The organism is Plantactinospora sp. CNZ320 (assembly GCF_002846275.1).
On the sequence record NZ_PJMP01000001.1, the window covers coordinates 1,578,525 to 1,591,754 of the forward strand.

The 13,230-nt window shown below is 71.8% G+C and carries 14 protein-coding genes and 2 pseudogenes; 9 read left to right on the top strand and 7 right to left on the bottom strand.

Going from position 1 to position 13,230, the window contains the following annotated elements:
- Window positions 1-46 precede the first annotated feature (46 nt).
- From CLT71_RS06820 to CLT71_RS06830, 3 genes are all read right to left on the bottom strand, one after another.
- A complete protein-coding gene (locus CLT71_RS06820) occupies window positions 47-514 on the bottom strand; it encodes a hypothetical protein (protein ID WP_101371215.1) in 468 nt (155 codons plus the stop codon).
- Between the two features lie 139 nt (window positions 515-653).
- Window positions 654-1,268 carry an FMN reductase gene (locus CLT71_RS06825; RefSeq protein WP_101366359.1) on the bottom strand — a complete coding sequence of 205 codons (615 nt, stop codon included), beginning with the start codon at window positions 1,266-1,268 and terminating at the stop codon, window positions 654-656.
- Entirely contained in the window at window positions 1,265-2,389 is a 1,125-nt protein-coding gene (locus CLT71_RS06830) for an LLM class flavin-dependent oxidoreductase (protein WP_101366360.1), read from the bottom strand. Before CLT71_RS06830 ends, CLT71_RS06825 begins: the two co-directional genes overlap by 4 nt.
- 209 nt (window positions 2,390-2,598) lie before the next feature.
- Here CLT71_RS06830 and CLT71_RS06835 point away from each other — a divergent pair, with 209 nt between their 5' ends.
- The 4 genes from CLT71_RS06835 to CLT71_RS06850 all read left to right on the top strand — a co-directional run bounded on the left by CLT71_RS06835 (window position 2,599) and on the right by CLT71_RS06850 (window position 6,874).
- Complete coding sequence (locus CLT71_RS06835; protein WP_486483099.1) at window positions 2,599-3,942, top strand: sensor histidine kinase; 1,344 nt, start codon at window positions 2,599-2,601, stop codon at window positions 3,940-3,942.
- A complete protein-coding gene (locus tag CLT71_RS06840) occupies window positions 3,939-4,667 on the top strand; it encodes a response regulator transcription factor (RefSeq protein ID WP_101366362.1) in 729 nt (242 codons plus the stop codon). The genes CLT71_RS06835 and CLT71_RS06840 overlap by 4 nt, the downstream gene beginning before the upstream one ends.
- 180 nt (window positions 4,668-4,847) lie before the next feature.
- Window positions 4,848-5,732, top strand: a complete 885-nt coding sequence (locus tag CLT71_RS06845) for an ATP-binding cassette domain-containing protein (protein ID WP_101366363.1) — start codon at window positions 4,848-4,850, stop codon at window positions 5,730-5,732.
- 59 nt (window positions 5,733-5,791) lie between these two features.
- Window positions 5,792-6,874, top strand: a complete 1,083-nt coding sequence (locus CLT71_RS06850) for an ABC transporter permease (protein WP_101371216.1) — start codon at window positions 5,792-5,794, stop codon at window positions 6,872-6,874.
- Between the two features lie 193 nt (window positions 6,875-7,067).
- Here the strand turns inward: CLT71_RS06850 and CLT71_RS06855 are convergent, their stop codons facing one another.
- From CLT71_RS06855 to CLT71_RS06865, 3 genes are read right to left on the bottom strand one after another with little or no spacing between them, the layout of a single operon-like run.
- The gene (locus tag CLT71_RS06855; RefSeq protein WP_486483100.1) at window positions 7,068-7,679 is read right to left on the bottom strand and encodes a bifunctional 4-hydroxy-2-oxoglutarate aldolase/2-dehydro-3-deoxy-phosphogluconate aldolase; all 612 of its coding nucleotides are present in this window, start codon (window positions 7,677-7,679) and stop codon (window positions 7,068-7,070) included.
- Between the two features lie 11 nt (window positions 7,680-7,690).
- Entirely contained in the window at window positions 7,691-8,443 is a 753-nt protein-coding gene (locus tag CLT71_RS06860; RefSeq protein ID WP_101366365.1) for an IclR family transcriptional regulator, read from the bottom strand.
- 18 nt (window positions 8,444-8,461) lie between these two features.
- Entirely contained in the window at window positions 8,462-9,499 is a 1,038-nt protein-coding gene (locus CLT71_RS06865; protein ID WP_101366366.1) for a sugar kinase, read from the bottom strand.
- A 143-nt stretch (window positions 9,500-9,642) separates the two neighbouring features.
- Here CLT71_RS06865 and CLT71_RS06870 point away from each other — a divergent pair, with 143 nt between their 5' ends.
- The 3 genes and pseudogenes from CLT71_RS06870 (at window position 9,643) to CLT71_RS37835 (ending at window position 10,653) form a co-directional block, all read left to right on the top strand.
- Window positions 9,643-10,023, top strand: a complete 381-nt coding sequence (locus CLT71_RS06870) for a metalloregulator ArsR/SmtB family transcription factor (protein ID WP_101366367.1) — start codon at window positions 9,643-9,645, stop codon at window positions 10,021-10,023.
- Between the two features lie 175 nt (window positions 10,024-10,198).
- A pseudogene (locus tag CLT71_RS36375) lies at window positions 10,199-10,381 on the top strand (carboxylesterase family protein); the annotation flags it as partial.
- A gap of 122 nt (window positions 10,382-10,503) precedes the next feature.
- On the top strand, window positions 10,504-10,653 hold the full coding sequence (locus CLT71_RS37835) for a hypothetical protein (RefSeq protein ID WP_486483758.1): 150 nt from the start codon (window positions 10,504-10,506) through the stop codon (window positions 10,651-10,653).
- Window positions 10,654-10,736: 83 nt separating this feature from the next.
- Here the strand turns inward: CLT71_RS37835 and CLT71_RS37840 are convergent.
- A pseudogene (locus tag CLT71_RS37840) lies at window positions 10,737-11,201 on the bottom strand (hypothetical protein); the annotation flags it as partial.
- Here CLT71_RS37840 and CLT71_RS06885 point away from each other — a divergent pair.
- Both CLT71_RS06885 and CLT71_RS06890 read left to right on the top strand, forming a co-directional pair.
- Entirely contained in the window at window positions 11,088-11,753 is a 666-nt protein-coding gene (locus tag CLT71_RS06885) for a PPP1R42 domain-containing protein (protein ID WP_158242189.1), read from the top strand. The pseudogene CLT71_RS37840 and the gene CLT71_RS06885 sit on opposite strands and share 114 nt — an antisense overlap.
- 146 nt (window positions 11,754-11,899) lie before the next feature.
- Entirely contained in the window at window positions 11,900-13,168 is a 1,269-nt protein-coding gene (locus CLT71_RS06890) for a multidrug effflux MFS transporter (protein ID WP_486483101.1), read from the top strand.
- Window positions 13,169-13,230 lie beyond the last annotated feature (62 nt).

The following is a 13,230-nucleotide window of genomic DNA, read 5'->3' on the forward strand; positions in this document are numbered from 1 at the left end:
GCCGGACTTCACGTACGGAGTTCGGACGTCACCGCCGCAGAGGTCGTCAGGGCAGCTCCATCGTCTCCGCGACGGCGATCTCGGCCAGGGCGGCTGCCAGGTAGTCGCCGACCGCTCCGCCGGTGACGGCGAGCAGGTCGGCGACGAGCAGCGGGGCGTGCCGGGCCACCGCCGCCGGATCGGCCGGCGGCGCCTCGTCCGCCATCTGGTGTACGCCGAGCGCACCGGTCAGCAGCAGCGCCAGCACCCCGACGTCCAGCCCCGGCAACCAGTCGGCGTTGCTCCGGGCACACCGCACGAGTACGGCCTGCACGTCCTCCCCGGCCAGCCCGTCCGGATGCGCCTGCTCCAGCAGCAGCCGCAACACCGCGCCGAGCACCAGCCCGACCTGTTCGGCGGGGAGCAGGGCCAGGTCGCCGGCCGCCTCGTCGAGGACGTCGGCGTCCCGCGCCCGGACGGCCTCGACAGCGCGGATGGTCGCCTGCGTGATGGCCCGGGGCACCGGTGGGGTCATCGGCACATTCAACCGGACGTACCCGGACCGGCCCGGTCCCGGGTCGGCTGGGCACGGCCCGGGCTGATCAGTCGCGCCAGGCTGGTCAGCCGCGCCAGGCTGGTCAGTCGCGCCAGGCTGGTCAGTCGCGCCAGGCTGGTCAGTCGCCGGTCAGCAGTTCGTCGAAGCTGGTGGTGAGCCGGAACGGGTCGGCAGCCTCGGCCGGTTCGCGTTGGGCGACCTGATCGGCGAGTTCCCGGACGGCCCGGTCGATCCGGCGGCGCAGTGTACCCTGCGCACTGCCGCCGGCCCAGTCCTCCGGTGCGGCGAAGACCGAGGTCGGCATCACCACCGCGCGCAGGTAACTGAACATCGGCCGCAGGGCGTGTTCGAGCGCGAGCGAGTGCCGGGCGGTGCCGCCGGTCGCGCCGATCAGCACCGGCCGGTCGACCAGGGCGTCATCCTCCAGCACGTCGAAGAACGACTTGAACAGGCCGCTGTACGAGGCGTTGAAGATCGGCGTGACCACGATCAGCCCGTCGGCGCCGGAGACGGTGTCCAGCGCCTGTTTGAGCGCCGTCGACGGAAAACCGGTGAGCATGTGGTTCACCACGTCGTGCCCGTGGTCGCGCAACTCGACCACCTCGGTGCGAACCGACACGCCCCGGCGGTCGAGTTCGGTGCCGGCGGCCGAGCTGAGCTGGTCGGCGAGGAGCCGGGTGGAGGACGGCACGCGCAGCCCGGCCGAGACGACCGCCAGGGTCCGCGCCGTCATCGGCTGGCCCCCGTCTCGGCCGCCGCCTCGGCCCCTGCCTCGGCCGCCGCCTCCCGCTCGGCCTTCATCGAGGCGTGCGTCGGTGCGTCGGGTACGTGCGCGGGGCGCAGCGCGGCGAACTCCCGCCGCAGCACCGGTACGACCTCCTCGCCGAGGATGTCCAACTGCTCCAGTACGGTCTTCAGCGGCAGTCCGGCGTGGTCGAGCAGGAAGAGTTGCCGCTGGTAGTCGCCGACGTAGTCGCGGAAGGTGAGGGTGCGGTCGATCACCTGCTGCGGGCTGCCGACGGTCAGCGGGGTCTCCCGGGTGAACTCCTCCAGCGACGGGCCGTGCCCGTAGACCGGTGCGTTGTCGAAGTACGGCCGGAACTCGGCCACCGCGTCCTGCGAGTTGCGCCGCATGAACACCTGCCCGCCGAGCCCGACGATGGCCCGGTCGGCGTCGCCGTGGCCGTAGTACTCGAACCGCTGCCGGTAGAGGCCGACCATCCGCTGGGTGTGCTCCTTGGGCCAGAAGATGTGGTTGGCGAAGAACCCGTCGCCGTAGTACGCGGCCTGCTCGGCGATCTCGGGGCTGCGGATCGAGCCGTGCCAGACGAAGGGCGGGATCCCGTCCAACGGTCGCGGGGTCGAGGTGAACGACTGCAACGGGGTACGGAACTTGCCCGCCCAGTCGACGACGTCCTCGCGCCACAGCCGGCGCAGCAGGTCGTAGTTGTTGATCGCCAGCGGGATGCCGTTGCGGATGTCCTGCCCGAACCACGGGTACACCGGTCCGGTGTTGCCCCGACCCATCATCAGGTCGACCCGGCCGTCGGCCAGGTGCTGGAGCATCGCGTAGTCCTCGGCGATCTTCACCGGGTCGTTTGTGGTGATCAGGGTGGTCGCGGTGGACAGCAGCAGCCGGCTGGTCCGGGCCGCGACGAAGCCGAGCATGGTGGTGGGCGACGACGGCACGAACGGTGGGTTGTGGTGCTCACCGGTGGCGAAGACGTCGAGGCCGACCTCCTCCGCCTTCAACGCGATGGTGACCATGGCCTTGATCCGCTCCGCCTCGGACGGGGTCCGTCCGGTCGTCGGGTCCGTGGTCACGTCTCCCACGCTGAAGATCCCGAACTGCATCGCCAGCTCCTCACTAGGTCCCGGGTGCCTACCCCCCGGATTGCCCCGCACAACATACTTGCTGCGTCAACTATTCCGCCGGCCGGGTCGGGGGCGGAGCCGACACTCGACCTCGAACCCGCCGGAACAGGCTGCGGATCGTCGGTGATCTTGACAATCCGAGCAGCTCGAAGATGCGCCGGACGCGACGGATACGCTATTCATGTCGGGTGGAGGCTGGCAGCGCGCGACGAGACGACACGGCACCGGTAGGCGGTCCGGAGAACGAGCCGGCACGTCCGTGGGTCCGCCCCGGGCCGACCCGGCAGCAGCGCCAGCGCGACCTCTGGCTGGGCCTGTCGATGGCCGCACTCGGCCTGCTCAGCGTGGTGCTGTCGAACAGCATGGGCAGCTTTCCGCTCGGTCCCCCGCCGTCCTGGCCCGAGCAGTTGGCCTGGGCGGTCGCCAGCGGCCTCCCGCTGATCTGGCGGCGCAGCCATCCGGAGATCAGCACAATCGTCCTCGCCGCGATCTTCATCGCCGCCCAGGTCCGGCAGAACCCTGAGGTCTCGGTCGCATCCGCCACGCTCTTCATCGCGATCTACAGCCTCGGCGTGTGGGGCCGGGACCGCCGGCTGGCCGCCCGGATCAGGATCGGGGTGATCGCCGCGATGTTCGCCTGGTTGGCGATCGCCGCCGGGCTGAGCATCGCGGAGCTGGAGTCGGACTTCCCGGGCGGAGCCGGTCCGATCTCCCCGTTCGTCGCAGCCGCCATCAGCACCGTGCTGTTCAACATCGCCTTCTTCCTGCTCGCCTATCTGCTCGGCAACCGCACCTGGACCTCGGCGCTGCGCCAGCACGAGTTGACGGTGCAGGCCGAGGAGCTGCGCCGGTCCCGGGCCGAGAACGCCGAGCGGGCGGTCACCCAGGAACGGGTACGCATCGCCCGCGAACTGCACGACGTCGTCGCCCACCACGTCTCGGTGATGGGTGTGCAGGCCAGCGCGAGCCGGCGGGTCATGGACAAGGACCCGGAGAAGGCCAAGACCGCGCTCGCCGCCGTGGAGCAGAGCGCGCGTACCGCCGTCGACGAGTTGCGCCGGATGCTCGGGGTACTGCGCAACGCGGGTGCCGCCGACGAGGCGCTCGGGTACGGGCTGGCGCAGGTCGAGAGCCTGCTCCAGGGGGCCAGGGATGCCGGGCTCACCGTCGAGTACAAGGTCTACGGCACGCCGGTGCCGGTGCCGGAGTCGGTCTCCCTGGCCGGGTACCGGGTGGTGCAGGAGGCGATGACGAACACCATCAAGCACGCCCGGGCCGGCGCGGTCGACGTGCGGATCCGGTACCTGCGCCGAGAGGTCGAGGTGGAGGTGACCGACGACGGCCGGAGCGCGCCGGCCCGCCCCCACGGCAGCACCGGGCTGGGCCTGATCGGCATGCGGGAACGGGTCGCCGCGCACGACGGCACCCTGGAGGCGGGCGCCCGGACCGACGGCGGCTTCCGGGTACGGGCACGGTTCCCGATCACCCAGGCGGACACCGCCGACGCCGCTCCGGCCAGGATGACGGCATGACCGAGCCGAACCGGGCGACACCGATCCGGGTCCTCCTCGCCGACGACCAGCACCTGGTCCGGGCCGGCCTGCGGATCATCCTCGAGACGGAGGACGACCTCGAGGTGGTCGGCGAGGCGGCGGACGGCCACCGGGCGGTGGAACTCGCCCTCGCCCAGCGGCCCGACGTCGTACTGCTCGACGTGGAGATGCCGCACCTGGACGGGTTGGCGGCGACCCGGCAGATCGTGGCGGGCACCGGAACGGACGGGCCGGCGGTGCTGATCCTGACCACCTTCGACCGGGACGACTATCTATTCGCCGCGCTCCAGGCCGGAGCCAGCGGATTCCTGCTGAAGAACGGCTCGCCCGAGGACCTGATCGAGGCGGTCCGGATCCTCGCCCGGGGCGACGCGCTGCTCGCCCCGCAGATCACCCGGCGGGTCATCGCGACCTTCGCCGCGCCGCCGGGACCTGCACCCCGGACGGCCAGTGGGGCCGGCGGCCCGGCCGACCTCGACCGCCGCCGGCTGGCCGAGCTGACCGAGCGGGAGCGGGAGGTACTGGTGCAGCTCGCCGGGGGTGCCTCCAACGCCGAGATCGCCGAGCGGCTGCTGCTCGGCGAGGCGACGGTGAAGACGCACGTCTCCCGGGTACTGATGAAGCTCGGGCTGCGCGACCGTACCCAGGCGGTCGTCTTCGCGTACGAACACGGTGTGGTGACCCCGGGCGGTGCCGGCGGCTGACCGGCCCGGCCGCCCGGCGGGTCGCCCGGTCGTCCCGACGGCGCCCGGCAGCGCCCGGCGGCGGAAGTGGATCATCCTTGCGGTTCCGTCGCGCGGCGGACGTCAGCGCGGTCCGGCCGGATTAACGTCGTCTCCGGTCGGCGCGGGTGCGCCGGCCGGAGACCTGACGAAGGAGGCTGGATGCTGCGCGTGGCGTCCGTCGATCGGTCGTTCGGCGGCCGGAGGGTGCTCGACGACATCTCGTTCGAGGTGGGTCCGGGCCGGATGACCGGGTTCGTCGGTGCCAACGGCGCCGGCAAGACCACCTCGATGCGGATCATCCTCGGCCTGCTCTCCGCCGACTCGGGGACGGTGACCTGGAACGGCGAGCCGGTCACCCGGGCGGTACGGCAGCGCTTCGGCTACATGCCCGAGGAGCGTGGCCTGTACCCGAAGATGAAGGTCCGGGAGCAGCTCGTCTACCTCGGCCGGCTCTACGGGTTGACCGCACCGGCCGCCCGGCGCAGCGTCGACGAGCTGCTCGACCGGATCGGTCTGGGCGAGCGGGCCGACGACCCGCTGGAGAAGCTCTCCCTCGGCAACCAGCAGCGGGCCCAGATCGCGGCGGCGCTGGTGCACGACCCGGACGTGCTGATCCTGGACGAGCCCTTCTCCGGGCTCGACCCGATCGCCGTCGAGGTGATCGCCGGGGTGCTGCGCGAGCGGGCCACCCGAGGGGTGCCGGTGCTCTTCTCCAGCCACCAACTGGACGTGGTGGAGCGGCTCTGCGACGACCTGGTGATCATCGCCGCCGGGGCGGTACGCGCCGCCGGCAGCCGCGCCGAACTCCGCTCCCGGTACGCGACCCCGCGCTACCAACTCGTCACCGACACCGACGCCGGCTGGATCCGGGACCTCCCGGGAGTCTCCATAGTGGACCTCGACGGCGCGCGGGTAGTGATCGAACTCGCCGATCCCGCCGACGACCAGGCGGTGCTGCGGGCGGCCCTGGCCCACGGTCCGGTACGCGCCTTCGGTCCCATCGTCCCCTCGCTCGCCGAGATCTTCCGGGAGGTAACCCAGTGACGACGCTCGCACCGTCCCCCACCCGGCCGCAGGCCGGACCCGCCGCCGCCCCCACCACGCTGTGGGGCGCGACGAAGCTGGTCGCCGCCCGGGAGATCGCGGTCAAGCTCCGGGACCGGACGTTCCTGATCAGCACCCTCCTCTTCCTGCTGATCGCGGCGGCCGGCACGGTGCTGCCGGCGCTCTTCGCCAACAGCAGTTCCACGGTGGCGGTGGTCGGCTCCAGCGAGGCCGGCGGGGCCCTGGATCGGGCCGGCATGGAGGTGGTGAGCGCCCCCGACGTCGCCTCGGCGGAGCAACTCGTCCGGGACGGCGAGGTGGACGCCGCCGTGGTACCGACCGACGGTGCCGGCGGCCTGCGGGTGCTGGCGATGGACCGTACCCCGGACTCGGTGGTCCGGGCGCTGAGCAGCGCTCCCCCGGTGCAACTGCTCGACCCGGACGCGGTCGACCCGCTGCTGGCGTTCCTGGTGCCGATGTCCTTCTCGATGGTCTTCTTCTTCGTCTCGATCAGCTTCGGCGTGCAGATCGCGCAGAGCGTCACCGAGGAGAAGCAGACCCGCATCGTGGAGATCCTGGTCGCGGCGGTACCGGTCCGAGCCCTGCTCGCCGGCAAGGTACTCGGCAACGGCGCGCTCGCCTTCGGCCAGGTGGCCCTGATCGCGCTGGTCGCGGTGATTTCGATGCAGGCCGTCGGCGGGGACGCCGGGCTGCTGGGTCAGCTCGGCCCGGCGATCGCCTGGTTCATCCCGTTCTTCGTGGTCGGCTTCGTGCTGCTGGCCTCGCTCTGGGCGGTGACCGGTGCGCTGGTCAGCCGCCAGGAGGACATCAGCGGGGCGTCCGGCCCGGCACAGTTGGTGATCATGGTGCCGTTCTTCCTGGTGATCTTCCTCAACAGCAACCCGACGGCGATGTCGGTGCTCTCCTACGTGCCGTTCTCCGCGCCGACCGCGATGCCGCTGCGGCTCTTCTTCGGCGACGCCGCGGCCTGGGAGCCGATCGTGGCGCTTGTGCTCCTGCTCGGCGCCGCCGCGCTCTGCATCGCGTTCGCCGCCCGGCTCTACGAGGGGTCGCTGCTGCGCACCAACGGCAAGACCTCACTGCGGGCCGCGTGGCAGGAGCGGGAGACCCGGGTCTCCTGAACCAAGCTGGGACCGGTCGGGATCGGGTCGCGGCGAGGCCGGTACAACCGCCTCGCCGCGCCGGTCGGCCAGGGACACCCCGCTCGGGCCGGGTCACCAACGGACGAGGGGGATCACCGGCAGGCGAGCGGGGACCACAGGCGGACGAGCGGGATCACAAGCGGCCGAGCGAGTACCGGCGGACGAGCCGGGATCACCGGCGGACGAGCCGGCCGAGCAGGTCGAGTTGGCGGGAGTCCTGCAACGCGGAACCGACCGCCACCACCCGGGCGCCGGCCGCGAGGAAGTCGGCGGCGTTGTCGGCGTCCATCCCGCCGGTGGCGACGAACTTCACCATCGGGAAGGGACCGTGCTGGGCGCGGAGCCAGCCGGTGCCGAGTTCGCTGGCCGGAAACGCCTTGAGCCAGGTGTGCCCGGTGCGCAGCGCCTGGCCGATCTCCGACGAGGTGGCGACCCCGGGCAGGTGGGCGAGACCGAGCCGGGAGCATTCGGCGGCCACCTCCGGGTCGTACCCGGGGGCGACCGTGAAGACCGCGCCCGCCTCGTACACCGTCCGGGCCTGTTCCGGGGTGACCACCGTGCCGGCGCCGACCGGCCGGTCCCGCTCCCGGCCGGCCGCGACGGCGGCGTGCAGCGAGGGCAGCGCGTCCGGGGTCTGCGCCGGTACCTCGACCACGTCGATGCCGGCGTCCCAGGCCCGCCCGCAGAGTTCGACGGTCCGGGCCGGGTCGAACCCGCGCAGGATCGCCATCACCGGCTGCTCGGCGAAGAGCTTGTCGAAGAAGGTCGTGGAAGGGTTCGACACGGTGGCTCCGTTCATGATCCTTGTTCTCCGTTCCAGCCGAGGTCCCGGGAGATCGCGGCGCAGGTCGCGGTCAGCTCCGGCAGGTGTTCGCGGAGCCGTTCCAGCGGGGCCAGGGCGCGCAGCGCGGTGAGCGACACCGCGCCGAGCACCCGCCCCCGGGCGTCCCGGACCGGTACGGCCACGCAGTTGACGAAGTCCTCGAACTCGCCGTCGTCCTCGGCCCAGCCGCGCTCGACCGTCCGGGTCAGCTCCGCCCGGAACCGCTCCGGATCGACGATCGTGGTGTCGGTGTGCCGGGGGTACGTCAGCCGGGCCAGGAAGCGATCCCGGGCCGGCTCGTCGAGGTGGGCCAGCACCGCCTTGCCGACGCCGGAGGTGTGCGGGTCGACCGGCTGGCCGATCCGGGACCGCATCCGCAGCGCCCCGCGACCGTCCACCTTGGCCACGTAGACGATCTCGTCGTCGACGAGTTGGGCGAGGTGCACGGTGTGGCCGTACCGGTCACCGAGCCGGACCAGGTGCGGGTGGGCCACCGGGTGCAGGTCCAGTTGCTCCACCGCGTGCTGCGCGATCGCCACCATCCGGAAGCCGATCGTGTAACGGCCGTCGACCGGGCGGGCGAACCCGCCCCGTTCCAGGGTCTGCACCAGCCGCAGCGCGGTCGACCTGTGCACCCCGAGGTCGTCGGCGATCTCGCCGAGCGTACGGGGCCGCTCGGCGAAGAGTTCGATGATGCGCAGGGCGCGCTCGACGGTCTGGGACACGGCTCGGGACTCCCCGCCTCAGTCGACCGGGCCGGCGGACCGGCTGGACGCCGACGGGCCGGACGGTGACGGCGTCGACCCGTGCCAGTCGTCGAGGCTGATTCCGAGCGTCGCGCAGATCGTCGGCACCGGAGGCAGTTCGGCGAAGTCGGAGACGGAGCCGAGCGCGGCACCGGCGACCAGGTGCCCGAGCCTCAGCCGGGCGGCGGGGTCGAGGCCGCGCAGCGCGCCGGAGAGCCAACCGGCGGCGAACGCGTCGCCGGCACCGACCGGCTCCACCACCTCGACCGGCCGGGCCGGCTCGACGGTGACCCCGTCGGCGGTGAACGCGAGCGCCTCCACCGAGCCGTTCTTCACCACCAGGGTGCCGGGCCGGTCGACCAGGGCGCGGACGTCCGCCGGTTCCCTGACGTCCCAGAGCCGCGCCGCCTCGTCCAGCCCGACGAAGACCACGTCGGCGGCCTGGGCGAGGCGGAGCAGTTCGGTGGCGGCGGTGGAGAGGTCGGGCCAGAGCGCCGGCCGGTGGTTGACGTCGAAGGAGATCAGTTGCCGTCCCGCCGGCCGGCTGCTCATCAGCCGCTCGACGAGTGCGCGGCAGCTCTCCGAGAGCGCCGGGGTGACGCCGCTCAGGTGCAGTACGGCCGCCGGCACGGCGTCGATCCTGGCCGCGTATCCCGGATCCATGCTGGCGGCGGCGGAACCGCTCCGGTAGTAGTAGACCTTGGTCCCGTCCGGGCCGGGGTCCTTGAGATAGACGGCGGTCGGCCGGGTCGGGTCGACCTCGACCATCCAGGTCTGCACCCCGGCCGCCCGGACCTGCCCGACCACCAGCTCGCCCAGCGGGTCCGCGCCGACCCGGCTGGCCCAGCCGACCCGGTGGCCAAGCGCGGCGAGGAACATCGCGACGTTGGACTCGGCGCCACCGGCCCGGAGCACGAAGGTCGACTCGGCGTCCAGCCGCCCACCGGGGGTCGGGGTCACCATCGCCATCGTCTCGCCGACGCAGACCGCGTCGAGCGGCGTCGGCTGGCCATCGGTCGTCGCGACCGGGGTCATCGGGCTCCCGTCTGGTGCACATGTTGCACCTGCTGCTCATTATCTGCACCATCTGCCGAGCCATCACTCTAGATCAGCGTTCTCCTCGCCGCCAAAGAGCATGACCATGACCCAGCATCGCACTTGAGGGATATCATTCCGCAATGGCGATGAATGGCGGCGGGGAGTTCGTGGGCGCGAGCATCGCCGCCGGGATGACCCCGGCGGTGGCCCTGTTCCGGTCGCTGGCCGACGAGACCCGGCTTCGGATCGTGCAGCGACTCACTGCCGGCGAGGCGCGGGTGGTGGACCTGACCGCCGAGCTCGGAATCGCCCAGTCGACGGTCTCCAAGCACCTGGCCTGTCTTCGTGACTGCGGCCTGGTCGACTACCGCAGCGAGGGTCGGCAGTCGTTCTACTCGCTGACCCGCCCGGAGCTGATGGACCTGCTCCAGGCCGCCGAGGGTGTGCTCGCGGCGACCGGTTCGGCGGTCGAGCTGTGCCCCACCTACGGCACTCCCGGCTCCGCAGCCGATGCCGGATGAGGGCGAACGACGGCGCTGGTAGGGCTGACCCGGCCGAGCGACGCTTCGTGCTCAGGGCCGGAGTCGTCGTTGGTCTGGTCGACGACGAAGTGGTGCGGGCACTCGGCATTCCGTACGCCGAGGCGGCACGGTTCGCTCCGCCCGTCGCGATCACGCGACACCGGTCAACGCGTTCCGGCGGGCCCCGGCCGCGCCACAACTGCCGCCGAGGCTGTTCGCCCGGTTGATCGGCGACGACGACCTGGGTACGGATGAGAACTGCCAGCGGCTGTCGGTCACCGCTCCGGCCGACGTCGGCGATGACGAGCGGCTGCCGGTGCTGGTCTGGATCCACGGCGGTGGCAACGTCGCCGGTGCCGGCGACCGGCACCGAGCCGCCGGTGGTCGAGCGTTCCGGTACCGCATGACGTGGCGGCCGGACGACAACGGATACGGCGCGCACCTCACCGACCTGCCACTCCTGTTCGGCAACCGCCAGGCTTGGGAAGCGCCGCGCTGCTCGGCTCGACCGACTGGGCCGAGGTGGACCGCCGGGGTCGAGTCCTGCGCCGTGTCTGGACCGAATTCGCCCGGACCGGCACCCTGCCGGACGTCCGGGCGGACGACACCATCACCTTCCCGACGGACTGACGCTCCCGGTGGCATCGTCTCCACCGGCCCGGCATCGGCATCGTCTCCACCGGCCCGGCATCGGCCGGATCGGCGGCTGACGAGCCGACCAGCGAGGGATAGAAGTCGCGCAGTGGATGCCGTACCCCGGTCAGCAGCAGGTAGTGTGCCGCCCCGAAGAAGAGGTACGACGCCTGCTGTCCCGGCCGCCGGTCGGTAAGCAGTTCGAGGGTCGGCCGGTCCTCCGCCACCACCGGGCAGCCCCTCGTTTCGAGTCCACGCCGGCCGGGCGTCACGATTCGGGCGGTCCGGGACGTCGTAGCAGTATCGGGCCCGGGACGGATCGGCGGATGTGAACCGGAGCACCCCTCGACCAGTATCGAGAGGTCGTCGGCCAACCTTCCTCGACCTGGAAACCGCCCGGCGCGCCCCGGGTAGAGAAGGAGCCACAGCGCATGAGGGACGTTCTCGATTCCGCCGTTGTGGAGGCGTTGCAGCACGCGGTCGGCCAGACGCTGCCGGCCCGGGACAGCGACTGGGCCCGGATCACCGAGCTGCACGTCACACATGCCCGCACGCTGTTCGGCGTCGAACGCTGCCGGCGGCTGACCATGCTGATCCTCAGCGGATGCGGTCCGATCGACCTCGGTCCGCTGTCGGGCCTCACCGAGCTGGAGTGCCTGGTCGTCCGGGACAGCGGTCTCAATTCACTCGACGGCATCGGCGACCCACCGTTGATCCAGCTCGACCTGTCACGGAACCTGATCACCGATCTCGCTCCGCTGTTGCGGATGACGCGGCTGCAGAACGTCAACACGGACGGCAACCCGCTGAGTGCCGAGTCGTACGAGGAGATCGTTCCGGCGCTACGGGCGCGTGGCATCCGCGTCACCTGCTCGGCACCACGGGACTGGCAACTGACCCTGCGGATGCGGGAGGCGGGGCTGCCGTACTGCTGTTATCGCAAGGCTGGCCGGCTCCGGCTGAACAGTCCCGGACTGGCGCACACCGACCTGCCCGAGTTCGGCCACCCCGTGCTGCACGAGGACGAGCTGGAGGACCTGCTGACCAGCGATCCGGCGCGCATTCACGACCTTTTCGCCCGTCGTGCACAGATGTGAACCGGAGGCGCCGGCTGCCGGGGCGGCTGTGAACTGAAGCACCTCTTGATCAAGCGCGGGAATGTGCCGGACCAGCAGCGGTTGGAGGCAGGTGTGATCTTTGCTCATCGCGTCCGTACCCGTCAGCACCAGCCGGGAAATGTCTCATGACCGCCACCGTCGAGCACGTCGAGGCGTCCGGGCCGCCCAGCACGCCCGGCGACCTGATGACGGGCCGGGAACGGCTGCGACTCGTACTCGTCCTCGGGGCGCTGATCGCGATCGGGCCGCTGACGATCGACATGTACCTGCCGGCGCTGCCAGCGATCACCGCCGACTTTGGCACCGCCGAGGCGGCGGTGCAGTTGACCCTCACCGGCACGCTGGCCGGGCTCGCCCTCGGTCAACTGCTGATCGGCCCGCTGTCGGACGCGGTCGGCCGGCGGGTACCACTGCTCGCCGGCCTGGTGCTGCACGTGGTCGCCTCGGCGCTCTGCGTCATCGCCCCCAACGTCGGCACGCTCGGCGTGCTGCGGGTGTTGCAGGGGCTCGGCACGGCCGCCGCCTCGGTGGTGGCGATGGCCGTGGTACGCGACCTGTTCAGCGGGATGGCCTTCGCGAGGATCTTCTCCCGACTGATGCTGGTGATGGGTGCCGCCCCGGTGCTGGCGCCCACCCTGGGCAGCGCGGTGCTGGGCTGGACGGACTGGCGCGGGGTCTTCGTCGCGCTCGGCGTGTTCGGGATCGTCCTGGTCGTCCTCGCGGCGTTCAAGCTGCCCGAGACGCTCGCACCGCACCGGCGGCGCAGTGGCGGGGTACTCGGCACCGCCCGGGTCTACCGCTCGCTGCTGCGGGACCGTACGTTCGTCGGGCTCGTCCTGGTCGCCGGGCTGGCGATGGCGGCGCTCTTCGCGTACGTCTCCGGCTCCTCCTTCGTCTTCCAGGAGCAGTACGGTCTCGACGAGCAGCAGTTCGGAATCGTCTTCGGTGCCGGGGCGGTGGGGCTGATCGGAGCCTCCCAGCTCAACGTCCGGCTGCTGCGCCGGTACGCCCCGCAGCGGATCCTGCTCACCGCGCTGACCCTCGGTTCGCTGGCCGGCTTCGCGCTGCTCGGCTTCGCCGCGACCGGGCTGGGTGGGCTACCCACCGTACTGGTGGCGCTCTGGGTGGTGCTCGCCGCCTGCGGTCTGGCCATGCCGAACGCCCCGGCGCTGGCGTTGACCCGGCACGGCGAGGCGGCCGGCACCGCGGCGGCGCTGCTCGGTGCGGTTCAGTTCGGCATCGGCGCACTGCTGGCGCCGCTGGTCGGCGTGCTCGGCAACGGCAGCGTGGGGATGGGCCTGGTGATCGCCGGTGGCATGGTCGCCGCGCTCGCCGTACTGCTCCTGGTCGTCCGACCGACCCAACCCTCCCCCACCCCCGCCATCCCACACTGACGAACATCGCTCCCTTGATCGGGTAGCGTTCGGCCGCCCAGGGCGAGCCGGACGCTACCTGA